A 25,423-nucleotide genomic window follows, 5' to 3' on the forward strand; every position below is an offset into this window, starting at 1 on the left:
AGGGCGTCGTCCTGGCCGGCCGTGTGGTCCTTCTCCAGGGTGGCCCGCATCGACTCGTACCGGCCGAAACGCTCCAGGATCTGCTCGGTCGTCCAGCCGAGCGCCTTGAGCAGCGCCGTGGCGGGCTGCTTGCGCTTGCGGTCGACGCGTACGGCGACGTTGTCGCGCTTGTCGATCTCGAACTCCAGCCAGGCGCCCCGCGACGGGATGACCCGGCAGCCGAACAGGTCCTTGTCGGAGGTCTTGTCGATGCTGCGCTCGAAGTAGACGCCCGGCGAGCGCACGAGCTGCGACGACACGACGCGCTCCGTGCCGTTGACGATGAAGGTGCCCTTGGGCGTCATGAGGGGGAAGTCGCCCATGAACACCGTCTGGCTCTTGATCTCACCGGTGGCGTTGTTGACGAACTCGGCGGTGACGAACATGGGGGCGGAGAAGGTCATGTCCTTCTCCTTGCACTCGTCCACGGAGTGCTTGGGCGGCTCGAAGCGGTGGTCGCGGAACGACAGCGACATCGTCCCCGAGAAGTCCTCGATGGGGCTGATCTCGTCGAAGATCTCCTGCAGGCCCGACTGGGCGGGCACGTCGGTGCGCCCGGCCTGGCGGGCCGCCTCGACACGGGCGCTCCACCGTTCGTTGCCGACCAGCCAGTCGTAGGACTCGGTCTGCAGGGCGAGCAGGTGGGGGACTTCGAGAGGCTCCTGGATGCGGGCGAAGGAGACGCGGCGGGGCGAACCGGTGGGCAGGGCGGAGGTGCGCGAGGCTGCCAAGTGAGGTCCTTCCGAAGGGCACGGATGGGTAGGAGCTCCACGCATGCCAAACGCCCCGTCGATCGCGAGGGCGAAAGCGGGACGTCACGGCAACGTGAGAGAAGCAGCGTAACGCAAAAGGGAAACGGCTGTCCACCACTAGTGATGATGTCAACCCTCCGTGCCGCTTTCACTATGTCATGGCGGGGTCGGCCCGTCAACCGGCGGCGGCGTTCGTGTCGCGTGTCCCCTCCGGCCCGCACTCCGGCCCGCCCTGGGGCGGCGGGCCGGAGGGGGGCGAGGTCAGGCGCAGGTGTAGCCGGACGGGAATGCGGTGTCGCCGGACGGGCGGTTCACCTGGAAGCCGACGCTGCCGGTGGAGGCGCCGGGAGCCAGGGCGCCGTTGTGCGCGACGTTCCTGATGGTGACGGTCTGTCCGCTGACGGTCGTGGTGCCGTTCCAGGAGCCGGCGAGCTGGTGCCCGGCGGGCAGGGTGAAGGTGACCGTCCAGCCGTTCATCGCCGAGGTGCCGGTGTTGGTGATGGTGAGGGGCTGGACGACGTACCCGGTGCTCCACTGCGTCTGTACGGCCGGGACCGCCGTGCAGCCACCGCCTCCCGAGCCCGGCTGGGTGGTGACCTGCACGGTGCCGGATACCGGCGAGGTGTTGCCGGCCGCGTCGCGGGCCCTGACCTGGTAGCGGTAGGTGGTGGCGGGGGTCAGTCCGGTGTCGGCGTACGAGGTGGTGGCCGAGGTGCCGACCTGCGCGAACGTGCCGCCGCTCGCGCCCGTCGCGCGCAGGACGTCGTAGCCGCTCACGCCGGTGTCGTCGGTGGCCGCCGTCCAGCTGAGCGAGGTCCCGGTGGACGTGGTGCCCGAGGCCGCGAGACCGGACGGGGCGGTGGGCGGGGTGGTGTCGCCGCCGCCGTCGCCGTCGCCGAGCGTGGGCGTCTGCCAGTCGCGCCACTCGGCCAGGTTGCCGCTCTTGTTGGCGGCGATCCGCATGGAGCCGGTGTAGCTGCCGGTGTTGAGCAGGAACTTCTGGATGTTCTGCTGCAGCGGCGTACGCCATTCCGACCGGCTGGCGCAGTGGGTGCCGTCCTGGACGGCCGACCAGTACGTGATGTTGCCCCCGGCCCCGAGCGCCTTGTAGATCTCGGCGCCGCCGAGCGCGGCCACGCTCGCGGACCTGGCGGCGAGCCAGTCGATGTGCGGGTTGTCCATGATGAACAGCCCGCGCGGCGCGATCATGCCGACCACCGAGTGGGTGTCGACGGGCAGCCGTGCAGGGCTGCCGGTGAACGAGCCGAACGCGTCCCCGAGCCACGGCTGCTCGGAGTAGGCGCTGCTCAGCGGCTGGGCGCCGCTCTCACCCTGGATGGCGCGGAAGCCGGCCACGCCGCCGCTGCCCGACTCGATCGGCATGGTGAGCGCGATGCGCTGGTCGAACGCGCCGACGACGAACGCGCCCTTGCCGTAGCGCGAGCAGCCCGTGACTCCGGTCGCGTCGGACCGCAGGATGCCGCCGCCGGACTGTTCGAGCACGTCGATGATGCGGCTCACGCCCCAGGCCCAGGCGGCGAGTATGCCGGTGGAGCTGTTGGCGCCGTAGATCGTGTAGAAGGCGCCCTGCTTGTTGTTGCGCGGGGTGCCCTCCCTGCCGACGGCGAGGGGGTCGTAGGTGATGACGGCCGCGCCCGCGGCCTTGATCGCGGCGGTGTCGGCGCCGAACCCGCCGAGCACGACGACGGCGGGGAAGGGGCCCGTGCCGCTCGGCAGGTCCACGCCCGCGGAGAAGGAGGCGGTCCTGCCGTTGTGCGAGACGTTGACGGTGATGCCGGTCCGCGACACCGTGCCCGTGACGCTGGACGGCTTGGCCGGCTTCTCGCCGTAGACGAACTTCTCCGCCAGCCTCTTGATCTCCTCGCGGCGGCAGCGCCAGTCGGACTTGGTGGTGACGCGGGTGCCGTTCAGCTTGGTGAAGGGGTCGGGCAGCCGGGAGACGGTGGGTAAGGAGCCCGCGTCGGGCAGGCCGGGGACCTGGCAGTCGGCGCCCTCGTTCTCGGATCCGTCGGCCGCCACGGCCGGTGCGGGGGTCGTCGCCGCCGCTCCCGCGGCGGCGAGCGTGGCCGCCAGCGCCAGCGCGACCATCCTGAAGCCGATCGTGGAGCGGGCCAAGCTGGTGATCACTGGAGGGCTCCCTTCCGGGTGGGGTGTTGGCGATCAGTGTGCGAACACCCCCGAAAAGTGTCAATCACCACCCGAAAAGTTTCGGCGCCAACGCCCGAACCCGTCGCTCTGACCTGGTCACCTGCCGCTCTCGATGCCGAAATTATCGGAAATTAGGTGAAACTAAGGAGCGTCGGTGACGGATCGCGGGTCCACCAGCCGGCTGGGCTTCAGGCAGCGCATGGGGAGCCGCTCCCCGGCGGGCCCTCCCTGGCCGCGCCCGTCGCCGGGGCGGCTCTCCGCCTGCTTGGCCAGCGGGAGGCGGAGCACGAACCTGGCGCCCGCCGGCGAGTCCTCGACCCGGAGGCTGCCGTGGTGGGTGTGCGCGATGTCCCGGGAGATGGCGAGGCCGAGCCCGCTTCCGCCGGGGTCGCGGCGGCGGCCGTCGTCCAGGCGGACGAAGCGCTCGAAGATGCGCTCGCGGTGCGCGGGAGGGACGCCGGGGCCGTCGTCGGTGACCGCGAGCACGGCCTGGCCGTCCGCCACGGTCAGGGTCACGTCCACCCCCGAGCCGGCGTGGCGCTGCGCGTTGGCCAGGAGGTTGTTGAGCACCCTGGCGAGCTGCACGCGGGACCCGCGGACGATGACGCCTTGCCGCGCCTCGACCGCGATGGGCACGCGGCGGGGCAGGTTGGCGACCTCGGCGCGGATCAGGTCGGCCAGATCGACGGACTCCGGCGGTGCGGGGTCGCCCTGGCGCAGGCGGGCCATCTGCAGCAGGTCGTCCACGATGGCCTCGAGCCGGTCGGTGGAGGCGAGCGCGTTGCGGATGGTCTCGTGCGGGTCGATGTCGCCGGGGTAGTGGACCGCCTCCTCCAGCTGGGTGCGCAGCCCCGCGATGGGGGTGCGCAGCTCGTGGGAGGTGGTGGAGGCGAAGCGGCGCTGCTGCTCGACGGCATCCTCCAGGCGGGCGAGCGTCTGGTTGGCGGTGGTGGCGAGCTGGGCGATCTCGTCGTCCCCATGCGGTACGGGCACCCGCAGGCTCAGGTCGCTCACCGTGATCTCGGAGATGCGCGACCTGATCGCCGCCACGGGCCGCAGGGTGCGCCCTACCAGGGTCCAGGTCCGGTACGCCGTCATGCCCACCAGGAACGCGATCGCGCCCCCGATGGCCAGTTCCAGGCCGCCTCCCGCGATCAGCTCGGCCTCGGGCCTGGCGGCGTAGACCACACCGGCGTCGGCCTCGGGGGTCAGCCTGATGGCCATCAGCGCCAGGCAGTCGCCCTCCGGCCGGCATTCGACGGCGTGCTGGAACCTGTCGTCGGGCGGCGGCCGCATCCAGCTGAGCGGGACGGTCGAGGACGCCTGCTTGCTGGCGTCCACCACGTGGTGGCCGGCGTCGACGACCTGGATGAGCTCGACGGGGGCGTACGCGGGGATGGGGCGCGGCAGCACACCGCCGCGCGCCGTCGCGCTCCACTGGCTGGCCACCCGTTCGACCTGATCGAACGCGGTGGTCTGCAGATGGTTGCGGACCACGAGGTCCAGCGTCGCGCCGAGCGCGCCGAGGATGATGAGGGAGAACACGGCGGCGGCCACCGTGTACCTGGCCCGGATGGAGCTCTTCCATGACCTGGTCATAACCACAGTGTCATAAGTATCCCTTTTCAAACACAATACACGTTATGTCCGTTTTATACGCTGGGCGTATGGACGTGCAGCTACGCCAGCTCCGCGCCTTCGTCGCGGTCGTCGACGAGGGCACCTTCACCGACGCCGCGATCCTGCTCGGCGTCTCGCAGGCCGCGGTCTCCCGTTCCGTCGCGGCCCTGGAGACCACGCTCGGCACCCGCCTGCTGGACCGCTCGAACCAGCGCGTCACGCTCACCGGCGCCGGCGGCCGGATCGTCACCCGCGCCAGACGCGTGCTCGACGAGGTCGACCGCCTCGAACGCATCGCCCAGGAGGCACGCCCCGAGCTGCGCGTGGGCTACGCCTACGCCGCCCTGGGCAAGCACACCCGGCACCTGATGAAGGCGTGGGCCGTCGCCCACCCGGCGGTGCCGCTGATGTTCGTGCAGTCCAACACGCCGACGGCGGGGCTCAGCGAGGGCATCGCGGACATCGCCGTCATCCGCCGCACGCTCGCCGACGAGCGGTTCGACATGGCCTCGGTGGGCTGCGAGGCCCGCTACGCCGCCGTGGACACCGAGCATCCGCTCGCCAGGCGCCGCTCCGTACGGCTGGAGCAGCTCACCCGCTACACCGTCGCGATCGACAAGCGCAGCGGCACCACCACGCCCGAGCTGTGGCCGGCCACCATGCGCCCGCAGACCAGGACCGTGGACGGCGTGGACGAGTGGCTGACGGTCATCGCCGGCGGCCAGGCCATCGGCGTCACGGCGGAGGCCACCGCCAACCAGAACCCGCGCCCCGGGGTCGCGTACCGGCTGGTCACCGACGCGCCCCGCATCGACGTGCGGCTGGCCTGGTGGAGGGACGACCCGCCGCCGTGCCTGGACACGCTGCTGGCGATGATCCGCGAGCTGTACTCCGCCGCGCCGCCCGGCCTGCCCAGGCAGCGGGTGCCCATGGTCGTCCCGCCGCGAGCGCGCGGACGTCACTAGCGTCACGGAAGGAGGCCGGAGATGATTTCGGCCGTCGTCATGCCGGGGCCTGGCGCCCCGCTGGAGCCGCGCGCGTACGAGCGGCCCGACCTGGAGCCGGGGGCGGTGCTGCTGAGGACGCTCGGCAGCGAGGTGTGCGGCACCGACGTGCACCTGTGGGAAGGGCGGCTGGCCGGCGTGCCGTACCCGATCATCCCCGGGCACATCTCCGTGGGCAAGGTGGCGGAGCTGGGGCCCGGGGCTTCGGCGCGCGACATCTGGGGCGAGCCGCTGGAGATCGGCCAGACGGTCACCTTCCACGACGTGCACGGCACCTGCGGCCAGTGCTGGTTCTGCACGGTCGCGCACGCCACCACCCGCTGCCCCGAGCGCAAGGTCTACGGGGTGACGATGCCCGCCGACGAGGGCCTGTTCGGCGGCTGGGCCGAGTACGTCCACCTCAAGCCCGGCGTGCACGTGGTGGCCCTGCCGCCCGACCTCGACTGGCGGGCCTTCCTGGCGGGCGGCTGCGGCCTGCCGACCGCGCTGCACGCGGCCACCCTCGGCGACATCGCGTTCGGCGACACCGTGATCGTGCAGGGCACCGGGCCGGTCGGGCTGTGCGCGATGGCGCTGGCGCAGCTGCGCGGAGCCGGACAGGTGATCGCGATCGGCGGCTCGCGGGTGCGGCTGCAGGCGGCCGGCCGGCTCGGCGCCGACCTCGTGCTCGACATCGACGCCATGACGCCGGACGAGCGTCTGGAGACGGTCAGGGACGTGACGGGCGGCCGGGGCGCCGACGTGACCATCGAGGCGACCGGCGTGCCGGCGGCGGTGCCCGAGGGCATGCGCCTGACCCGCGACGCCGGCCGGTACGTCGTGGCAGGCCAGTACACCGACACCGGCGACGCCACGTTCAACCCGCACCGCGACCTCAACCGCCGCCACCTGGACGTGCGCGGCTGCTGGGGCAGCGACGCGGGACACCTCTGGCGCGGCGTCCAGGTGCTGGCCCGCTACCAGCGCCTGTTCCCGTGGGCGAGCCTGATCAGCGGCGAGTACGACCTGCGCGACGCGCAGCGCGCCCTGGCGGACGTGGCCGCGCAGCGGGTGGTCAAAGCGCTGATCGTCCCCCGGGCGGGGCGGTCGTAGACTGCCGGGCGTGAACATCTGCGTCTTCTGCTCCGCCGCCGACCTCGACGACCGCTACACCGTGCCCGCCCGCGAGTTCGCCGGCCTGCTCGGCAAGGGCGGCCACACGCTGGTGTGGGGCGGCTCCGACTCCGGGCTGATGAAGGTGGTGGCCGACGGCGTGCAGGAGGCGGGCGGCCGGCTGGTGGGCGTCTCGGTGGAGTTCCTCGCCCACCTGGCGCGGCCCGGCGCCGACGAGATGGTGGTCACCCGCGACCTGGCCGAGCGCAAGGCGCAGCTGCTGGCCCGCGCCGACGCCTTCGTCATCATGGTCGGCGGCAGCGGCACGCTCGACGAGGCCACCGAGATCCTGGAGCTGAAGAAGCACGGCCTGCACGCCAAGCCCGTGGTGCTGCTCAACACGGCCGGCTTCTACGACGGACTCAGGGAGCAGTTCCAGCGCATGGAGGCCGAGGGCTTCCTGCCGGTGCCGCTCACCGAGCTGGTGTTCTTCGCCGAGGAGGGCGTCGGGGCGCTGGCGTACCTGGAGGAGCAGGCCGGGACCCGCTAGACCGCTCCGGCCTCCGAGCACGTCCGCCTCTGCGATCATGGCGTTCGTGTCCTTGTCGTCCCTGGTCGCCGCCGCCGGTTACCGTCCCGACGAGCCGCTCGTAGTGGGCGTCGCGCGGCGTGACGGGCCGCCCGTCCTCCTGGCCCAAGGGACGACCGCCGCCGGCGATCCGGTCACCGCCACGACCCTCGTCTACGCCGCGTCCCTGTCCAAGCAGCTGACCGCCGCGTGCGCGGCGCTGCTGGTCAAGGACGGTGTGCTGGACGTGGACGCGCCGCTGTCACGCTGGCTGCCCGAGTTGCCGCCATGGGCGAGCGACGTGCGGCTTCGGCACCTCGTCCACCACACGGCGGGGCTGCCTGACGACCGCGACATCGACGCCGGCCACACCACGGCGGGGGTCCTCCGGGCGCTCGCCCGCTTCCCCTCCCTGCCCCGCCGGCCCGGCACCGCGTACGCGTACTCCAACGCCGGGTACGTGTGCCTGGCCGTCGCGGTGGAGCGCCGTGCCGGGCGCCCGCTGCCCGCTTTCGCCCGTGAGCGCCTGTTCGCGTCGCTGCGCATGACGCGTACCCTCTTCTGGCCCGGCCCCTCCCCCGTGCCCGACGGGCCAGGGAGCGTCGCGCCGGTCGCCGGTCCCGCGCCGCTCTCCCTCGGCGACGGCGGGGCGTGGACCACACTCACCGACCTCCTGAGGTGGGGACAGGCGCTCAACACCGACGAGCCCGGCATCGCGCCGCTCCTCCAGACACCGGGCCGGCTCGACGACGGCACGCCGCTCGACTACGCGTGGGGCGTCGGCGTACGCGAACACGCGGGCCACCGCGTCTACCGGCACGGCGGCGGCTGGCCGGGGCTGCGCGCCCTGCACGCCCGTGTGCCCGCACCCGGCCTGACACTGGCCCTGATCGCCCTCGACGACCGCACCGAGCGCCGCGTCACCCTGATGGACGGCCTGCTGGACGCCTACCTCGGCTCATCCTCCAGCAGCCCCATCATGAGGTAGTCGTGGCGCTTCCCCCGTGACCGGGACGCCTGCCGCCGCCGCCCCTCCTCCACGAGTTCGCTTGTGAGGCAAACCCGTGCCAGCCGCTCTCACTTCGACTAAGCGGAATGTCATCGTCCGCTAGTGTTCGAATCAGTAGGACGAAAGACGAAGGAGATGCGTTCCGTGAGAGCAGTCGTGATCCAGGAGTTCGGCGCGCCCGAGGGCATGGCGGTCGTCGAGCTGCCCGACCCGAGCCCCGGCCGGGGAGAGGTGCTGGTCGAGGTCGAGGCGACCGGGGTTGCCGGCGCCGACGTCTTCATCCGCAAGGGCGCCCCCGGCTTCGCGAAGGGCCACATCCCCGGCGGCGAGATCGCGGGCACCGTGACCGCCGCAGGGCCCGGCGCCGACCCGTCGTGGGTGGGGCGGCGCGTGTGGGCGTTCACCGGGGTGGGCGGCGGCTACGTCGAGCGGGCCGTCGTCCCGGTGACGGCGCTGCACGCCCTGCCGGGCGACCTGTCGGCCGTGGACGCCGTGGCGCTCGGCAACGCCGGCGTGGTGGCCCACTTCGGCCTGCGGCACGCCCGTTTCGAGCCCGGCGAGTCGGTGCTGGTGCGCGGCGCGGCAGGAAGTCTCGGCATCATGACGGTGCAGCTCGCCGCGCAGGCCGGCGCGAGCGCGGTGGCGGTCACGACGTCGTCGCGGGAACGCGGCGAGCGCCTGCGCCGGCTGGGCGCGACGCACGTGCTCGACCGATCGGGCGAGGGGGACGGTCCCGCGGGCTTCGACGTCATCATCGACGTCGCCGCCGGGCCAGGTCTGCCCGCGTTCTTCGCCAGGCTCAACCCGAACGGCCGCATGGTGGCGGTCGGCGCGGTGGCGGGCATGCCGCCGGCGGACTTCGGCATGGAGATGTTCGCGGCGTTCCAGCGGTCGCTGTCGTTCGCCACGTTCAGCGCGAACACGGTGCCGGAGGCCGACCGGCTCCGCCTGACCGGCGAGCAGTTCGCCGCCGCGAGCCGCGGCGAGCTGATCCCCGTGGTGCACGAGCGGCTGCCCCTGGAGGAGGCGGTACGCGCGCACCGCGCGATGGACGCGGGCGAGGTGTTCGGCCGGATCGTGCTCACGCCCGCGAAGAGCTGACCCTTCACGGGAGATTTCTCCGGGTTCCTGTCACAGGGGCGCGTCCCGCCCTGTCTTAGCTGACGACCGGACGGCATGAAGAGCCGCCGGCAGGACGAAAGGGAACCGCATGAAGATCGTCGTCATCGGCGGAACGGGTCTGATCGGCTCGAAGCTCGTGGCGAAGCTGCGCGAGCACGGCCACGAAGCCGTGGCGGCCTCGCCGAACACCGGCGTCAACACCCTCACCGGAGAGGGGCTGGCCGAGGTGCTGCGCGGGGCTCAGGTGGTCGTGGACGTGTCGAACTCGCCGTCGTTCGAGCCCGCCGCCGTGCTGGCCTTCTTCGAGACCTCCACCCGCAACCTGCTCGCCGCCGAGGCGGAGGCGGGCGTCGGGCACCACGTGGCGGTCTCGATCGTCGGCACGGAGCGGCTGCCGGACAACGGCTACTTCCGCGCCAAGATCGCTCAGGAGCAGCTCATCGAGAAGTCGGGCATCCCGTTCTCGCTGGTGCACGCGACGCAGTTCTTCGAGTTCACGAAGGGCATCGCGGACGAGGCCACCCGCGAGGACGGCTGCGCGCACATCGCGCCCGTCCAGTTCCAGCCCATGGCGGGCGACGATGTCGCGGCGGCCGTCGGCAGGACCGCCGTCGGTGCGCCGGTCAACGGGCGGATCGAGATCGCCGGGCCCGACCGGTACCGGATGGACGAGTTCTTCCGCCAGGCGCTGGCCGGGATGGGCGACACCCGTGAGGTGGTCACCGACCCGCACGCCCGCTACTTCGGCAGCGAACTGGAGGAGCTCTCGCTGGTCCCGCTCGGCGAGGCGGCACTCGGCGAGATCCACTACCGCGACTGGGCCGCCCGCTAGGCCGGGGGAGGAAAGAGCGATGAACGGCCAGGACGGCGAGGGCGAGTTCCTGTACGAGTTGCACGCCGAGGTCGACCTCGAATTGATCGAGGTCGCGGCGAGCCATCCCGAGCAGGAGGAACGCCTGCCGATCGAGGAGTGGCTGTTCGACCCCGCGGACGCCGAGCGCGCGGCCGTCGGCCTGCGCGGCGTCCGCGACGCGGTCGAGGTCCTGGAGGATCTCCTCCTTCAGGACGAGTCCCCGGACGACGCGGCCTGACCGTCAGGTGCCGCAAGCTCCTGTCGCTCAGCACGGGCGGCAGGATGTGGCGTACGACCTGGCGTGACTCCGCGAGACCGCCCGGCGGCCACGGCGCGGGTCAGGAAACGGTACCCCTGGCTGTACCACCATTGGGGCGTACGCGGGAACGACGGGAAAGGGTCCCCGCTGGTGTGCTTGTCCTGTCCGTCAAGCACACCTCCCCAAGGGATTTCACCGACATGGCTGTCGACAGCACCCCCGGCCTCCAGGACCCGCCACGCCAGGGCGGGCTGGGCGGGCTCATCCGCCGCTACCCGCTGACCGGCTACTTCGTCCTGGCCAACCTGCTGAGCTGGGTCGCATGGCTGCCGTACGCGCTCTCCAACCAGGGCATGGGCGTCTGGGACTTCGACTTCCCCGCCCTGCTCGGCACGACCCAGCTCGCCGGGGTGCTCCCCGGCGCCTACCTCGGCCCGATCTTCTCCGCCTACCTGGTGACCCGGCTGACCGAGGGCAAGGAGGGCGTGCGCCGCTGGATCGGCCGCATGACGAAGTGGCAGGTGCACTGGGGCTGGTACGCGGGCGCCGCACTGGGCGTGCCCGCCGTCCTCATCGTCACCTCCCTGGCCGTCTCCGACGGCGCCGCGCAGGTGCCGCCCATGGTGCTGCTCGTCGCGTACATCCCGGGCCTGCTGCTGCAGATGATCACCACAGGTCTGGCCGAGGAGCCCGGCTGGCGTGACTTCGCGCTGGCCCGCATGCAGCGCAGGTACGGCCCGCTGCGTGCCACCGCCATCCTCGGCCCGCTGTGGGGCGTGTGGCACCTGCCCCTCTACCTCACTGAGTGGGGCGGCTACCCGGACGTCACCTGGCAGCGGATCGGCATCTTCGTCGTCTTCGCCAGCGCTTTCAGCTTCGTCATCACCTGGGTGTTCAACCGCACCGGCCAGAGCCTGCCCCTGGTGATCGTGCTGCACGTCAGCGTCAACAACTTCATGTCGATCATCTACTCCGACATGTTCCCCTCGATCGCGGACCCCGACAGCGCCGGCATGGTCACCCTGCTCGCTGGTCTGGGCGCGGCCCTGGTGGTGCTGATCGCCACGCGCGGCAAGCTCGGCTACCGCCCGGAGGCCGGGCGATCGCACTGAGATCGCGGCACCGCCGGGCGGGCGCGGCAGCCGGATGGGGCTGCCGCGCCCGCCCGGCGTACGCTGCGATCATGGTGACGCACGAGCGGGAGATCACGGCGGCCGTCGATCTGTGCCTGCCGGACGGGCGGCTCGACCCCCGCGCGGTCGGCTGGACGCGCCGCCCGCTGCACCGCGCCAACCTGCGCGGCTGGGGCAGGACCAAGCGCTGGGAGTACTGGGGGGTGGTCACCCCCTCGCACGTGATTGCACGGGCCGGGTGTCGGCCCGCGCGGCCGGGCTCGCCCTCGACCTGGCGCAGGAGCCGGGCGGCAGCACGATCAGGGCGGTGACCGCGCAGGCCGAGGTGGAGCTGGAGGTGCCGCTGCCCGAGGGGCACGAGTCGCTGGGCGTGGTGGTGCCATGGGGGCCGCGGCGTTTCCAGTACACGGTCAAGGACGTCGGCCGTCCCGTACGCGGCCGGCTCAGGCTCGGCGCGGCCACGTACGAGATCGGCGGGAGCGAGGCGTTCGCGGTGCTCGACCACGGGCGGGGGCGCTGGCCGTACCGCGCGGTGTGGAACTGGGCGGCCGGCAGCGCGCCGGGACGGGCGATCCAGCTCGGCGGCAAGTGGACCGACGGCACCGGGATGACGGAGAACGCCCTGTTCGTGGACGGGAGACTGCACAAGATCGGCGAGGAGCTCGCCTGGCATTACGACCGCGGCGACTGGACGAAGCCGTGGCGCATCACCGGGGAACGGGTGCAGGCGGTGTTCACGCCGTTCCACGAGCGGGTCGCCCGTACGGAGCTGGGCGTGGTGGGGTCGGAGACGCACCAGTGCTTCGGGCACTTCAGCGGCCGGGCTCGGGCCGACGACGGCGCCTGGGTCGATCTCGACGGCCTGACCGGCTGGGCGGAGGAGGCTCGCCAGCGCTGGTGAGTCAGGGGTTGCGGCGGGCGATGGCGGTGTTGAGCGCGGTGGCGAAGACCGTCCATCCCGCGTACGGCAGCAGCGCCAGCGCGGCGCGCCGGTCGGCCGGCCAGGTCCGGCGGATGAGCAGCGCGTTGGAGGCGTTGAGCACGAAAATCTCGGCGAGCGCCAGCTTCGGGGCGCGGGTGCGGAAGAACAGCGCCGGCCAGGCCGCGTTGAGCAGCAGGTTCGCGGTCAGCGCCCGCTTGAACGCCTGGCTGCGCTCGGGGCCGGTCTGGGAGACGGCACGGGCGCCCGCGTACGTGATGAGCCCGTACAACGGGGTCCAGACCAGCGGGAACGCCTGGGGCGGCGGCTGCCACGACGGCTTCTTCAGCCGTTGGTACCAGGTGGAGCGCGGGTCGGTGCCGAGCGAGCCGGCGACGGCGGTCGCGGTCACCGCGAGTGCGGTCTTCAGGAGGACTTTGCCTTTCATGACGTCCCCCCTGCCCCGCCGGCGTCCATCGACGCGCGCCGTCGCGGCTGGGCCCCGGGCCCGGCCGGCGTCAACCGGCCCGGGGCGAGGGCGGAGTCCGGCCGGGGGGCGCCATTCCCACCGGCCAGGCCGTGGCCCGGCGGCCCTCTTCTTTCAGGGCCGCGCGTCCGGGCGAAGACAGCTGATCAACGCTGGACGATCTCCACGATAGGCAGGCGTTCGACGCCCCGGCCACCGATTATTCGCCGGCGCCCGCGCGGCTCTCCGGCGTCTCCACGCGGAAGCGCGGCAGCGACTCGGGGAAGTTCTCCCTGACGTAGTTGACGAGGAACTCGCGCACGTCGCACTTGAGGTCCCACGACGACGGCGAGTCGGCGGCGCTCATCAGGGCCCGCAGCTCGACCAGGCCGTTCGGCAGCACCTCGGTGACCTGGAGCGTCCAGTCCTTCTGGTCCCACAGCGGGTTCTCCTGGAGGAAGGCGTAGAGGGCCTCACGCAGCTTGGGCACCGGCACCGACCAGTCCACCCGCAGGTACACCACGGCGAGCACGCGGCTGCCGTGGCGGGTCCAGTTCTCGAACGGGTTCTGGGTGAAGTACGAGACCGGCAGCACCAGGCGGCGCTCGTCCCAGAGCCTGAGCACGACGTACGTCAGCGTCAGCTCCTCGATGCGCCCCCACTCCTTCTGCACCACGACCACGTCGTCCAGCCGCAGCGCGTCGCTGAAGGCGAGCTGCAGCCCGGCCAGCACGTTGCCGATGGTGGACTGGGCGGCGATGCCGACGACGGCGCCCGCGATGCCGGCCGAGGCGAGCAGCCCGGCGCCGAGCGCCCGCACCTGGGGGAAGGAGAAGAGCATCGCGCCGAGGGCGATGACGATGACGACGGCGGCGGCGATGCGGCGCACGAGCCCGATCTGCGTCATGATGCGCCGGGCCCGCCGGTTGCGCTCGCCCTCGACCTGGACGAGCCGGTCGAGGATGACGTCGGTCAGCGCGTACGCGGCCTGCACGATGAGCCAGGTGACCACGGCGATGGTGACGAGGCCGAGCGCCTGCTGCACGGTCGCGCCGAGGGCCCGCTCGGAGGGCGAGTCGCCGAACATGCCGGGCCCGAACACGAGGTTGAACGCGACGATCGCGGCCGTCAGGAAGGCGGGCCACGTGCAGTGCTCCACGAGGTGCTGGGCCAGTGCCCACTTGCGGCCGGCCCTGTTGAGCAGGCGCCGGGCCACTTCCACCAGGAGGATCGAGCCGACCACCGAGATCAGAAGGATCGGCCAGTCCGCTGGAGACTGCACGTTCTTGCCCCCTATGTCTTAGAACGTCTCGTCAAAGCTCACATTGCCCTCAACCGCCACCTGGTACGCAGAGACACGCCGTTCGAAGAAGTTGGCCAGCTCCTGCACGTCCTGCAACTCCATGAACGCGAAGGGGTTGGCCGAGCCGTACCTGCGGGGCAGGCCGAGCCGGGCGAGCCGCTGGTCGGCGACGTACTCGAGATATTGGCGCATCTGGCCCACGCTCATGCCCGGCATGCCGTCGCCGCACAGGTCGGCGGCGAAGGCCAGCTCGGCGGCCACGGCCTCCTCCAGCATCTCGGTGACCTGCTTGCCCAGCTCGTCGTCGAACAGCTCGGGCTCCTCGGCCCGTACGGTGTCGACCACGCTGAAGGCGAACTCCATGTGCATGGACTCGTCCCTGAACACCCAGTTCGTCCCGGTGGCCAGGCCGCCGAGCAGCCCGCGCGAGCGGAACCAGTAGACGTAGGCGAAGGCGCCGTAGAAGAACAGGCCCTCGATGCAGGCGGCGAAGCAGATGAGGTTCAGCAGGAACTGGCGGCGCTCGGCGGCCGTCTCCAGCCGCTGCAGCCCGCCGATCGAGTCGATCCACTTGAAGCAGAACTCCGCCTTGTCGCGGATCGACGGGATGTGCTCGATCGCGGCGAACGCCTTGACCCGCTCGTCCAGGTCGGGCAGGTAGGTGTCGAGCAGCGTCAGGTAGAACTGCACGTGCACGGCCTCCTCGAAGAGCTGCCTGCTCAGGTACAGGCGGGCCTCGGGGGCGTTGACGTGCTGGTAGAGGTTGAGCACGAGGTTGTTGGCCACGATCGAGTCGCCGGTGGCGAAGAAGGCGACCAGCCGGTTGATGAGGTGCCGCTCCTGCGGCGTCATCCTCGCCAGGTCGGCGAGGTCGGAGTGCAGGTCCACCTCCTCGACCGTCCAGGTGTTGCGGATCGCGGCGCGGTAGCGCTCGTAGAAGTCTGGGTAGCGCATGGGCCGCAGGGTGAGGTCCATGCCGGGGTCGAGCAACATGTCGCGGGGGCTCCTTACTGGCAGGCTTCGCAGGTTTCCGGGTTCTCCAGCGAGCAGGCCACCGCCTGCGCCGCGGGCGCGGCGACCGTGGTCTGCGCGATGCGCGTCGCGGGCCGCGAGCGCAGGTAATAGGTGGTCTTCAGGCCCTTCTTCCAGGCGTAGGCGTACATCGAGGAGAGCTTGCCGATGGTCGGGCTGGCCATGAACAGGTTGAGCGACTGCGACTGATCGATGTACGGTTGCCGCGCGGCGGCCAGGTCGATCAGCGCCTTCTGCGGCAGCTCCCAGGCCGTGCGGTAGAGCAGCTTGAGGTCGTCGGGCACGCCGGGCGCCTGCTGCACCGAGCCGTCGGCCCGCTTGAGGTCGTCGCGCAGCGCCGCCGTCCACAGCCCGCGCGCCTGCAGGTCGGCCACCAGGTAGCGGTTGACCTGAAGGAACTCGCCCGACAGGGTCTCGCGCTTGAACACGTTGGACACCTGCGGCTCGATGCACTCGTAGCAGCCGGCGATCGAGGCGATGGTGGCGGTCGGGGCGATGGCGACCATGAGCGAGTTGCGCAGGCCGGTCGTGGCGATCTTCGCGCGCAGCGCGTCCCAGCGGGGTCCGGTGGCGGCGCCGTAGTGGTCGGGGTGCAGCACGCCGCCCGCCGCCCTGGTCTCGTCGTACGACGGGTGCCTGCCGCGCTCGGCCGCGAGGTCGGCCGAGGTGTCGTACGCGGCCAGCGCGATCTCCTCGGCGATCCGGGTGGACAGCTCAAGCGCCCGCGGCGAGTCGAACGGCAGTCGCAGCGTGAAGAACACGTCGGCCAGGCCCATCACGCCGAGCCCGATCGGCCGCCACCGCTTGTTGGCCGCCTCGGCCTGCGGCGTCGGGTAGAAGCCGAGGTCGATGGTGCGGTCGAGGAAGCGCACGGCCGTGCGCACGGTGCTGCGCAACCGTTCCCAGTCCAGGTCGTCACCGGCCACGTGGGCCGCCAGGTTGACCGAGCCGAGGTTGCACACCGCGGTCTCGGCGTCGCTGGTGACCTCCAGGATCTCGGTGCACAGGTTGGACAGGTGGATGACGTTCTCGGGGCGGGCGGTCTGGTTGGAGGTGCGGTTGGCGGCGTCCTTGAACGTCATCCAGCCGTTGCCGGTCTGGGCGAGGGTGCGCATCATGCGGCCGTAGAGGGTGCGGGCGGGGATCTGCCGGACATATCGCCCGGCGGCCTCGTAAGCGCGATATCTCGCCTCGAACGCCGATCCGTACAGGTCGGTGAGGTCGGGCACCTCCTTCGGGTCGAACAGCGACCACATCTCGTCCGCCTCGACCCGGCGCATGAACTCGTCGGGCACCCAGTTGGCCAGGTTGAGGTTGTGGGTGCGGCGGGCCTCCTCGCCGGTGTTGTCGCGCAGCTCCAGGAACTCCTCGATGTCGGCGTGCCAGGTCTCCAGGTAGACGCAGGCCGCGCCCTTGCGCCGGCCGCCCTGGTTGACCGCCGCCACGGAGGAGTCGAGCGTGCGCAGCCACGGCACGATGCCGTTGGAGTGGCCGTTGGTGCCCCTGATCAGCGAGCCGCGCGAACGCACCCTGGTCCACGCGATGCCGATGCCACCGGCGTACTTCGACAGCCGCGCCACCTGGCCGTAGCGGTCGTAGATGGCCTCCAGCTCGTCGCGGGGCGAGTCGAGCAGGAAGCAGGACGACAGCTGCGGACGGCGCGAGCCGGAGTTGAACAGCGTGGGCGAGCTGGGCAGGTACGACAGCGTGGACATGAGCGCGTACAGCTCGGCCGCCTCGGCCACGGTCTCCGACAGCCCGCAGGCCACCCGCAGGAAGAAGTGCTGGGGCCGCTCCAGCACGGCGCGCGTCTCGGGGTGGCGCAGCAGGTAGCGGTCGTAGACCGTGCGCAGCCCGAAATACTCGAAGCGGTCGTCCGCCACGTCCGAGACCAGCGCGTCCAGCTCGGCCGCGTGCGCGGCGACGAACGCGGCGAGGCGGTCCTGGACGAGCCCGGCCGCGTGGGTGGCGGCGATCGACTCGGAGAACGTCCGCACGCCGTGCCCGGCCGCCTCGTCGGCGATCTCCTCGGCCAGCAGCCGGGCGGCGACCCGGGAGTTGGCCGGATCGGCGATCACCCGGGCGGCGGCCTCCTCGATGGCCAGGCGGCGGTCAACCTCAACGATCTGGGTCACGTGCTCTCTCTCCTCGCGAGCTTCCCCATGAGGGCAGGCGAGAGCACGGCGGAGCGCGGCGCGAGGCGCGCCGGACCGCGTGTGCCAGACCCGCCCTCGAGGCCATGAACACTGCACACCGCTGGCAGGTCTTCGGGCTCGCGGGCCCGCTCCACGTCCGTGGAGCTCCTACTGGCCGTCGCTTCCCGGATCTCTCCAGTGCTCTGTGACGGCGGTCGTTCCCGCTCACCGCTGCGGGGCAGCCCCGGAATCGCACCGGGTTCCCTTTTGCTCCGCCTCCGAGAAGGCGAACCAGCGACGACCGAGATCCTACATCTAGTGGCCGTTCCCGCAACTACCCCAGCATGTTGTGGCTTTGGTCGTGTCGACCATGCCGAGATCCCGCAGCACGGCGCGAGTGCGGGCCAGCTCGGTGTCCAGCCAGTGGGCGAAGTCGTCGCCCGCGAGCGGGATCGGCAGCCAGCCCGCGGCCCGGCAGGCGGCCTCCCACGCGGCGGAGCCGAGCACCTCCTCGCACAGGCGCACGGCCGCCTCGCGGCTCTCCTCGTCCATGTCCTCAGGCCCGAACGCGCCCACCCACTCGGCGAAGTCGACCCGCACGCCGCACTCCAGCAGGGTCGGCGCGTCCAGCTCCGGCACGCGGACGGCCGAGGAGACCGCGAGCGGCCTGATCCGGCCACGCTTGAGCCCCGGCCGCCAGTCGGACAGCGGTCCGGCGGCGGCCACGGCCCTGCCGGACAGCAGCGCGGCCACGGCCTCGGGCCCGCTGGGGTAGCCGGTGTAGTCGACCTGCCGGGTGTCGGCGCCGAGCGCCCGCGCGATCAGGCCGAACAGCAGGTGGTCCGGCTCGCCCTGCGACCCGCCCGCGAGCATGGTGTGGCCTGGATCGGCCAGCAGTCTGGCGCCGAAGTCGCCGAAGTCCTTCAGCGGAGAGGAGTCGGGGACGACCACGACCAGCGCCTCCCCGCTGAGCCTGGCGAGCGGGGTGGCGGTGTCGATGATGCTCTGGCCGTTGTTCAGCTCGGCCGCGGCCAGCGCGGGCAGGCCGCTCAGGGTCAGGTCGAAGCCGCCGCCCGGCTCGTAGCCGACGGCGAGGGCCGCTCCCGCGAACGCCTGCCCGACCCGCTCCCAGCGCCGCCCGTCCGGCTTGAGGGTGAACCCGGTGATCGGCACGTGCCCGCCGGCCCGCTCCGTGCCGCAGCCCGCGATGGCGGCGGCCACTCCCAGCCCGCAGGCCAGAAAGCGCCGCCGGCGCATGTGCTTCTCCCCCGAATCCCCCATTACTCTAGGTTATTAACCCATTACGGCAGGCTATACACCGGGGTCATGGTCGCTATTCAAAATCGATATATGTTGCGCTTTTTCTTGATTTTCGGGCTTATTAGGCTTTACGGGCGACTCCGGCCATAAGGGACGAAGGGAGTGACCAGTCACCCACCAGCTTGGGCCGGTCCGGCCGCCAGTCCGTCGCCTGCACCAGCCCCGGCGGCTCCATCGGGAAGTCGCCGAAGAACGCCCTGATGCGCGCCGGCGAGCGATCCGTCCCGCTGCCCGCGCGGCCCCGCGGCGGCTCGTCCTCCTCGCCGCGAGAGGTCGTGGCGTGCGAGACGACCAGGAAACTTCCCGGCGCCAGCCGCTCGCGCAGCGCCGCCACCGCGCCCTGCGGGTCGTCGGAGTCGGGCAGGAAGTGCAGGATCGACACCAGCAGCACGCCGACCGGCCGCTCGAAGTCGAGGAACTCCCCCGCGCCTGCCAGCACGTCCTCGGTGTCGAGCAGGTCGGCCTGGACGAACCTGGCCCGGCCGGGAGTGCGCCTGAGCAGGACCGCCGCGTGCGCCCCCACCACCGGATCGCTGTCGACGTAGACGACCTTGGCGTCGGGGGCCACCTCGTGCGCGCTGCCCTGCGTGGGCAGGCCGCTGCCGAGGTCGAGGAACTGGTCGACCCCGGCGCGGGCGACGTAGCGTACGGCACGCTGAAGGAAGGCCCGGTTCGCGCGGGCCAGCGGGACCGCCTCCGGGATCAGCTCGGCGAGCTGATCGAGGGCCTGGCGATCGACCGCGAAGTTGTCCTTCCCGCCGAGCATGTAGTCATACATGCGTGCGGGATGGGGCCTGCGATGGTCGAACTGCCGCACCCTTTGAATTTATGCCGTCCGGGCCGAGATAACGATAGTCCGGGCCAATTTGGATTAGCTACTCAACCGTAACGCTCTTGGCGAGATTGCGTGGCTTGTCAACGTCGCGGCCCAGCGCCACGGCCGCGTAGTAGGCCAGGAGCTGCAGCGGGATCGTCAGCAGGATCGGGTCGAGCTCGATCTCGTTCTTCGGGATCACGATCACGTCGTCGGCCAGCTTGGCGTCGGGCTCGCGGTGGCCGACCATGAGCACCTGACCGCCGCGGGCGCGGATCTCGCCGAGCGTGGTGAGGTTCTTGTCGAGCAGCTCGTCGTCGGGGACGATCGCGACCGTCGGCATGTCGGGGCCGATCAGCGCGAGCGGCCCGTGCTTGAGCTCGCTGGCCGGGTACGCCTCGGCGTGCACGTACGAGATCTCCTTGAGCTTCTGCGCGCCCTCGCGGGCCACCGGGTAGCCGCGCACGCGCCCGACGAACATCATGCTCGGGTGCGGCGCGTACTTCTTGGCCAGCTCGGCGATGCGGTCGCTCTGCCCGAGGACCTGCTCGATCTGGCCGGGCAGCCGGCGCAGTCCCTCGACGATGCGGCGGCCGTCGGCGGGCGACAGGTCGCGCACCCGGCCGAGGTGCAGCGCGAGCAGCGCGAACGCCAGGCACGTCGAGGTGAACGCCTTCGTCGACGCCACCGAGACCTCGGGCCCCGCGTGCAGGTAGATGCCGCCGTCCACCTCCCGGGCGATGGCGCTGCCGACGGCGTTGACGATGCCGATGACCCGGCCGCCCTTGCGCTTGAGCTCCTGCACGGCGGCGAGCGTGTCGTAGGTCTCGCCGGACTGGCTGATCGCGACGTAGAGGGTGTCGGGGTCGACCACGGGGTTGCGGTAGCGGAACTCGCTGGCCGGCTCGGCGTCGGACGGGATGCGCGCCAGCTCCTCGATGAGCTGCGCCCCGATCTGCCCCGAGTAGTACGCCGACCCGCACCCGATGATCTTCACCCGGCGGAAGCCGCGCGTCTCGCGGGCGTCCATGTTGAGCCCGCCCAGGTGGGCCACGTGGAAGCGCTCGTCGAGCCGGCCGCTCATCGTGCGGGTGATCGTCTCGGGCTGCTCGGAGATCTCCTTGAGCAGGTAGTGCTCGTAGCCGCCGGTGTCGTAGTGGCCGGCGTCCCAGTCGACGGTCAGCGGCTCCTTGGCCGTCTCGCGCGCGTCGCTGGAGAAGGTGTGGAAGCCGTCGGCCTTGAGCACGGCCAGCTCGCCGTCCTCCAGGTGCACGACCTGGCGGGTGTAGCGGACCAGCGCGGCGACGTCGGAGGCGGCGAACATCTCCTTCTCGCCGATGCCGAGCACGATCGGGCTGCCGTTGCGGGCAACGACCACCTCGCCGGGCCGCTCGGCGTCGATCACCGCGATGCCGTACGTGCCGACGACGCTCTTGAGCGTCTTCCTGACGGCTTCTTCCAGCGTGTCGTTCTCGTCCGCGGCGTGGGCGATCAGGTGGGCCAGCACCTCGGTGTCGGTCTCCGACGCGAACACCACGCCGTCGGCCTCCAGCTTGGCGCGCAGCTCGGCGGCGTTCTCGATGATGCCGTTGTGGACGACGGCGATGCGCTCGTCAGCCGACAGGTGGGGGTGGGCGTTGACGTCACTCGGCACGCCGTGGGTGGCCCAGCGGGTGTGGCCGATGCCGAGGCTGCCCTTGAACCGCGCGGGCACCACCTTCGCCAGGTCGGCGACCCGGCCCTTGACCTTGCGTACCTTCAGCCCCTTGTTGGACACCACGACCCCGGCCGAGTCGTAGCCCCGGTATTCCAGCCGCTGCAGCCCCTCCAGCAGGATGGGCGCGGCGTCCTTGGGGCCGACATAGGCCACGATTCCGCACATCGAGGTCTCCTCTTCATCTCATCCGTAGACGATTCTGCGGAGCTGCCTGAGCGACAGCTCCGGAGCCGCGACCCTGCGGCTCCGTAACTCGGAGGCGATCCGGGGGAAGATCTCGTCGTTGGTCAGGCCGCGCGCCTTGAGCTCGCCGTGCCGCCGCCTGACGAACTCCTCGGCGGGCTCGGAGAAGTAGGCGAGCACGTCGGCGACCACGCGGGCCGCCTCGCCTGGACCGAGTGGACTCGTCCGCGTCAGGTGCGCGATGAGGTCTTCGTACGGATGCCGTGCCGTGGACACAGACGAGGACCCTACGGCTCTGGAGTGAGACACGCCAACATCCTGCCCGATATCGGGCAGGAAATGCGCTCAAGGGCACCGCTTCGTCGATCGGGATGCCGCGTTCAAGGCCGATCACATGCGTATCATCCGACCCGCCTGACACATCCCTTTCTGGGAATGGTTACGGTGAGTAGTCGTATCGTGACGTTCCTGGGGAGATGTTCATGCAGCTCTGGCTCGCCGCCGCCGTCGCCGCCGGCGTCCTCACCGCGCCGGCCACCGTCCCCCTCATGTCCGCAGCCCCCACTTCATCTGGGGGACGGCAGGCCGACTTCGCCGCGGCCGCCCGCGAGTACGGGGTACCGGAGAGCGTGCTGCTCGCGGTGTCGTACCTGGAGTCCCGGTGGGACGCCAACGGCGGCCGGCCCAGCACCGCCGGCGGGTACGGGCCGATGCACCTGGTGGACGCGTTCCCCGCCGGCGTCCACGAGCACCTCGGCGACGCCCACGGCGACCCGCGTGGCGACGAGACCAGGCCGATGACGCCCGCCCACGCGCACGCGGCGCTGCGCGTCTCCGACGCTCAGCAGCAGACCACGCTGCCCGAGGCGGGCCGGCTCGCCGGGCTGCCGCCCGAGCGGCTGCGCGACGACCCGGCCGCCAACATCCGCGCCGGCGCCGCCCTGCTCGCCTCCTACCAGGACGAGCCCAGCTCCGACCCCGCCGACTGGCACGGCGCCGTCGCCAAGTACGCCGGCACCGACGACCCGAAGGCGGCCGGCGCGTTCGCCGACGAGGTGTTCTCGGTGATGCGGGAGGGGGCGCGGCGGCGTACCGACGACGGGCACCTGGTGGAGCTCGACCCCGTGCCCGACCTCGGGACCTGGGACCCTGACACGTTCCCCCACCCCGGCGACCCCGACGACTTCGCCTGGGACGACGACGTCCCCGGGACCGACGAGCAGGAGCAGCCGAGCACGCCCAAGGGCCACACGGCTGGGGGCGGGAAGGCCGAGTGCCCCGCCTCGCTGCACTGTGAGTGGATGCCCGCCGCGTTCAAGCGCTTCGGCAAGAAGAAGAACCGCGACTACGGCAACCACGACCGCCTGTCGCGCAAGCGCTCGGTCGACTACATCGTCATCCACGACACCGAGGGCGGCTACCAGGGCATCCCCTCCCTCATCCGCAACCCCAAGTACGTGAGCTGGCACTACACCATCCGCTCCCGCGACGGGCACGTCGCCCAGCACGTCGCCACCAACGACATCGCGTGGCACGCCGGCAACTGGGACGTCAACACCCGCTCGATCGGCATCGAGCACGAGGGCTACCTGGCCAAGGGCGGCACCTGGTACACCGAGGCGATGTACCGGTCGTCGGCCCGCCTGGTGCGCTATCTCGCCGCCAAGTACCGCATTCCGCTCAACCGGGCGCACATCCTCGGCCACGACAACGTCCCAGGCACGACGCCCGCGACCGTGGCCGGCATGCACGAGGACCCCGGACCCTACTGGGACTGGGCGCACTACTTCGAGCTGATGAAGAAACCGTTCAAGGCGGCCAAGGACGGCGATTCCATCATCATCCGCCCCGACTACGCCACGCACCGGCCGCGCTTCACCGGCTGCGAGACCACCAAGCCCGACAAGAAGTGCCCGCCGCACGGGGCCTCCACGGTGTGGCTGCACAAGTCGCCGAGCCACACCGCTCCCCTGGTCGACGACATCGGCAAGCGCCCGGGGAAGGCGAGCACGTACAGCGTGTACGACCACAGCGCCCGCGCCTCCACCGGCCAGCGGTACGCGGTCGCCGAGCGCAAGGGCGACTGGACGGCCATCTGGTACCTCGGGCAGAAGGCGTGGTTCCACAACCCGGCCTCCGACCCGACCGCCATCCCCGCCAAGGGCCCGCTGGTGACGCCCCTCTCGGGGGCGGTCAAGGTGTACGGGCGGGCCTATCCCGAGAAGTCCGCCTACTCGAAGGCGTCGGTGCAGCCGCTGACGCCGCTCAAGTACACGATCCCGCCGGGACAGACGTACACGGTGGGCGACACGATCACCGGCACCCACTACTCCGCGAACGCCTACCGCCCCTCCAAGCACGTCACCACCACCGGCACGACCCGCTACCACCAGATCCAGCTCGGTCACCGGGTGATGTTCGTGATGGCGTCGGACGTACGGCTGGTGCATCCGTCCGCCTGAACCCGGCTCTTGTTTCGACCATGAACCCCTGCGATGCGCACGGGCACTCCGCGGAGACGATATGGTTTTCCCGTGGACCCGGCGCATCGCCGCCGGGGGCAGACACGCGGAAGTGGCTCAGTGGTAGAGCATCACCTTGCCAAGGTGAGGGTCGCGGGTTCAAATCCCGTCTTCCGCTCGGAGCAAGACTCCTGGTGGAGTGGCCGAGAGGCGAGGCAGCGGCCTGCAAAGCCGTCTACACGGGTTCAAATCCCGTCTCCACCTCGGCGGCCGGCGGACCCTCCGGGATCCGCTAAAGTAAAGACAGCGCCATGCGGAAGTGGCTCAGTGGTAGAGCATCACCTTGCCAAGGTGAGGGTCGCGGGTTCGAATCCCGTCTTCCGCTCTGAGTGACAACTCAATACGGACGATTAGCTCAGCGGGAGAGCGCTTCCCTGACACGGAAGAGGTCACTGGTTCAATCCCAGTATCGTCCACCCCTTCTGGCCCCAGCCCACGGTTTCGTGGTCTGGGGCTTTTCGTCGTCCGGAACGCCCGGCCCGGACTGTCCGTGACGCCATCCCCGCCTTACTGAGAGCCGTCTCGTCGAGGACGTCAGATGGCGATCACCGTTTCCACGCCTCTCGCTGTGAAGGGCTCCAGGAGGTCGTCCGTGGCGGAGGTGTCCGTGACCAGCGTCCAGCGGTCGGGCATGCGGGCCCAGGCGTGGAAGGGGCGGCGGCCCAGCTTGGCGGCGTGGACCAGGACGTAGACGTGGTGGGAGCGGGCCATCATCAGCTCCTTCAGGCGGGTCTGCTGGAGGCTGGCCTCGCAGATCCCGCCCTCCGCCGTCACCCCGTCCGCGCCCAGGAACGCGCGGTCGAACGTCATCCGGCTCAGCGCCGCCTCCGCGAGCGGGCCCACGAAGCCCTGGCTGACGTGGCGCAGCGTGCCGCCCAGGCATTCGACGTGCACGCCGGTCCCCACCAGCTCCTGCAACGCGGTCAGTCCCGTGGTCGCCACGGTCAGGTCGGCCGCGTCCCGCAGCTCGTGGGCCAGGGCGCCCGTGGTCGAGCCCGAGTCCAGCAGGATCGTCTCCCCCGGCCGTACCTGCGCCGCCGCCCAGCTCGCGATGGCCCGCTTGGCCTCGAACGCCTCCCCGATCCGCTGCCGCAGCGACGCCTCCGGGTGCGTGACGACCGCCATCGCGCCGCCGTACGTGCGGGCCAGCAGCCCGGCCGCCTTCAGATGCGCCAGGTCCCGCCGGATCGTGGACTGCGTGACGCCGAACCGCGCCGCCAACTCCTCGACGCCGGCCAGGCCGGTCTCGGTGGCCAGCCGCACGATCTCCTCCCGCCGCACGTCCGCCGCCCGCTCCCCCGCGCCCCGCCCCTTCGCCCCCTGCTTGCCCACGGCTCGCTCCTCCGCGCCCCCTTCTCCCGCAGGCCGCTCGGCCTTCCCCAGGTGCGGTGA

General features: G+C 71.3%; 20 protein-coding genes, 4 tRNA genes, 2 pseudogenes and 1 riboswitch. Of the genes and pseudogenes, 14 read left to right on the plus strand and 12 right to left on the minus strand.

Annotated elements, in window-relative coordinates:
* From ACFFR3_RS24175 to ACFFR3_RS24185, 3 genes and pseudogenes are all read right to left on the minus strand, one after another.
* Nucleotides 1-770: pseudogene (locus ACFFR3_RS24175) on the minus strand (DNA-directed RNA polymerase subunit beta); the annotation flags it as partial.
* 282 nt (nucleotides 771-1,052) lie between these two features.
* Nucleotides 1,053-2,939: a glucuronyl esterase domain-containing protein gene (locus ACFFR3_RS24180; RefSeq protein WP_379483888.1), complete on the minus strand. Its 1,887-nt coding sequence runs from the start codon at nucleotides 2,937-2,939 to the stop codon at nucleotides 1,053-1,055.
* Between the two features lie 162 nt (nucleotides 2,940-3,101).
* The gene (locus ACFFR3_RS24185) at nucleotides 3,102-4,559 is read right to left on the minus strand and encodes a sensor histidine kinase (protein ID WP_379483889.1); all 1,458 of its coding nucleotides are present in this window, start codon (nucleotides 4,557-4,559) and stop codon (nucleotides 3,102-3,104) included.
* A gap of 68 nt (nucleotides 4,560-4,627) precedes the next feature.
* On the opposite strand from ACFFR3_RS24185, the gene ACFFR3_RS24190 reads away from it, so the two are divergent.
* The 9 genes and pseudogenes from ACFFR3_RS24190 (at nucleotide 4,628) to ACFFR3_RS50265 (ending at nucleotide 12,521) form a co-directional block, all read left to right on the plus strand.
* The gene (locus tag ACFFR3_RS24190) at nucleotides 4,628-5,545 is read left to right on the plus strand and encodes a LysR family transcriptional regulator (RefSeq protein WP_345386672.1); all 918 of its coding nucleotides are present in this window, start codon (nucleotides 4,628-4,630) and stop codon (nucleotides 5,543-5,545) included.
* Between the two features lie 21 nt (nucleotides 5,546-5,566).
* Nucleotides 5,567-6,676, plus strand: coding sequence for a zinc-binding dehydrogenase (locus ACFFR3_RS24195; protein ID WP_345386674.1), 1,110 nt, complete (start codon nucleotides 5,567-5,569; stop codon nucleotides 6,674-6,676).
* A 10-nt stretch (nucleotides 6,677-6,686) separates the two neighbouring features.
* Entirely contained in the window at nucleotides 6,687-7,226 is a 540-nt protein-coding gene (locus tag ACFFR3_RS24200; RefSeq protein WP_345386676.1) for an LOG family protein, read from the plus strand.
* A 46-nt stretch (nucleotides 7,227-7,272) separates the two neighbouring features.
* The gene (locus ACFFR3_RS24205; protein WP_379483890.1) at nucleotides 7,273-8,232 is read left to right on the plus strand and encodes a serine hydrolase domain-containing protein; all 960 of its coding nucleotides are present in this window, start codon (nucleotides 7,273-7,275) and stop codon (nucleotides 8,230-8,232) included.
* A 165-nt stretch (nucleotides 8,233-8,397) separates the two neighbouring features.
* A complete protein-coding gene (locus ACFFR3_RS24210; protein WP_345386680.1) occupies nucleotides 8,398-9,354 on the plus strand; it encodes a zinc-binding dehydrogenase in 957 nt (318 codons plus the stop codon).
* A 109-nt stretch (nucleotides 9,355-9,463) separates the two neighbouring features.
* Nucleotides 9,464-10,207, plus strand: coding sequence for an SDR family oxidoreductase (locus ACFFR3_RS24215; RefSeq protein WP_345386682.1), 744 nt, complete (start codon nucleotides 9,464-9,466; stop codon nucleotides 10,205-10,207).
* A gap of 19 nt (nucleotides 10,208-10,226) precedes the next feature.
* Complete coding sequence (locus tag ACFFR3_RS24220; RefSeq protein ID WP_345386684.1) at nucleotides 10,227-10,466, plus strand: hypothetical protein; 240 nt, start codon at nucleotides 10,227-10,229, stop codon at nucleotides 10,464-10,466.
* Nucleotides 10,467-10,687: 221 nt separating this feature from the next.
* Nucleotides 10,688-11,599 (plus strand): CPBP family intramembrane glutamic endopeptidase, encoded by a 912-nt coding sequence (locus ACFFR3_RS24225; RefSeq protein ID WP_364364453.1) that lies wholly within the window; start codon nucleotides 10,688-10,690, stop codon nucleotides 11,597-11,599.
* A gap of 71 nt (nucleotides 11,600-11,670) precedes the next feature.
* Nucleotides 11,671-12,521 (plus strand): annotated as a pseudogene (locus tag ACFFR3_RS50265) (DUF2804 domain-containing protein).
* Between the two features lies 1 nt (nucleotide 12,522).
* On the opposite strand, the gene ACFFR3_RS24240 reads toward ACFFR3_RS50265, so the two are convergent.
* The 8 genes from ACFFR3_RS24240 to ACFFR3_RS24275 all read right to left on the minus strand — a co-directional run bounded on the left by ACFFR3_RS24240 (nucleotide 12,523) and on the right by ACFFR3_RS24275 (nucleotide 21,785).
* Nucleotides 12,523-12,987: a TspO/MBR family protein gene (locus tag ACFFR3_RS24240; RefSeq protein WP_345386692.1), complete on the minus strand. Its 465-nt coding sequence runs from the start codon at nucleotides 12,985-12,987 to the stop codon at nucleotides 12,523-12,525.
* Between the two features lie 238 nt (nucleotides 12,988-13,225).
* Nucleotides 13,226-14,287: a mechanosensitive ion channel family protein gene (locus ACFFR3_RS24245; protein WP_345386694.1), complete on the minus strand. Its 1,062-nt coding sequence runs from the start codon at nucleotides 14,285-14,287 to the stop codon at nucleotides 13,226-13,228.
* 18 nt (nucleotides 14,288-14,305) lie between these two features.
* Entirely contained in the window at nucleotides 14,306-15,301 is a 996-nt protein-coding gene (locus ACFFR3_RS24250; RefSeq protein WP_364364447.1) for a ribonucleotide-diphosphate reductase subunit beta, read from the minus strand.
* A gap of 14 nt (nucleotides 15,302-15,315) precedes the next feature.
* A complete protein-coding gene (locus ACFFR3_RS24255; RefSeq protein ID WP_345386698.1) occupies nucleotides 15,316-17,475 on the minus strand; it encodes a ribonucleoside-diphosphate reductase subunit alpha in 2,160 nt (719 codons plus the stop codon).
* 106 nt (nucleotides 17,476-17,581) lie between these two features.
* Nucleotides 17,582-17,786, minus strand: a riboswitch (cobalamin riboswitch).
* A 4-nt stretch (nucleotides 17,787-17,790) separates the two neighbouring features.
* Nucleotides 17,791-18,756: a Bug family tripartite tricarboxylate transporter substrate binding protein gene (locus ACFFR3_RS24260; protein WP_364364441.1), complete on the minus strand. Its 966-nt coding sequence runs from the start codon at nucleotides 18,754-18,756 to the stop codon at nucleotides 17,791-17,793.
* A 100-nt stretch (nucleotides 18,757-18,856) separates the two neighbouring features.
* Nucleotides 18,857-19,612 carry an SAM-dependent methyltransferase gene (locus tag ACFFR3_RS24265; protein WP_364364438.1) on the minus strand — a complete coding sequence of 252 codons (756 nt, stop codon included), beginning with the start codon at nucleotides 19,610-19,612 and terminating at the stop codon, nucleotides 18,857-18,859.
* Between the two features lie 58 nt (nucleotides 19,613-19,670).
* A complete protein-coding gene (glmS, locus tag ACFFR3_RS24270) occupies nucleotides 19,671-21,491 on the minus strand; it encodes a glutamine--fructose-6-phosphate transaminase (isomerizing) (protein WP_364364435.1) in 1,821 nt (606 codons plus the stop codon).
* Between the two features lie 18 nt (nucleotides 21,492-21,509).
* Nucleotides 21,510-21,785, minus strand: a complete 276-nt coding sequence (locus ACFFR3_RS24275; protein WP_345386706.1) for a hypothetical protein — start codon at nucleotides 21,783-21,785, stop codon at nucleotides 21,510-21,512.
* Nucleotides 21,786-21,991: 206 nt separating this feature from the next.
* On the opposite strand from ACFFR3_RS24275, the gene ACFFR3_RS24280 reads away from it, so the two are divergent.
* The 5 genes from ACFFR3_RS24280 to ACFFR3_RS24300 all read left to right on the plus strand — a co-directional run bounded on the left by ACFFR3_RS24280 (nucleotide 21,992) and on the right by ACFFR3_RS24300 (nucleotide 24,447).
* Nucleotides 21,992-23,971 carry an N-acetylmuramoyl-L-alanine amidase gene (locus ACFFR3_RS24280; protein ID WP_379483891.1) on the plus strand — a complete coding sequence of 660 codons (1,980 nt, stop codon included), beginning with the start codon at nucleotides 21,992-21,994 and terminating at the stop codon, nucleotides 23,969-23,971.
* 106 nt (nucleotides 23,972-24,077) lie between these two features.
* Nucleotides 24,078-24,149: transfer RNA gene (locus ACFFR3_RS24285), tRNA-Gly, on the plus strand.
* A gap of 15 nt (nucleotides 24,150-24,164) precedes the next feature.
* A tRNA-Cys gene (locus tag ACFFR3_RS24290) sits at nucleotides 24,165-24,235 on the plus strand.
* Nucleotides 24,236-24,284: 49 nt separating this feature from the next.
* Nucleotides 24,285-24,356: transfer RNA gene (locus tag ACFFR3_RS24295), tRNA-Gly, on the plus strand.
* Between the two features lie 19 nt (nucleotides 24,357-24,375).
* Nucleotides 24,376-24,447 (plus strand) — tRNA-Val (locus ACFFR3_RS24300).
* 118 nt (nucleotides 24,448-24,565) lie between these two features.
* On the opposite strand, the gene ACFFR3_RS24305 is transcribed toward ACFFR3_RS24300, so the two are convergent.
* The gene (locus ACFFR3_RS24305; RefSeq protein WP_364364429.1) at nucleotides 24,566-25,363 is read right to left on the minus strand and encodes a DeoR/GlpR family DNA-binding transcription regulator; all 798 of its coding nucleotides are present in this window, start codon (nucleotides 25,361-25,363) and stop codon (nucleotides 24,566-24,568) included.
* Between the last annotated feature and the right edge of the window lie 60 nt (nucleotides 25,364-25,423).

The sequence above is a fragment of the Nonomuraea salmonea genome, assembly GCF_042428605.1.
Lineage (GTDB): Bacteria > Actinomycetota > Actinomycetes > Streptosporangiales > Streptosporangiaceae > Nonomuraea > Nonomuraea salmonea.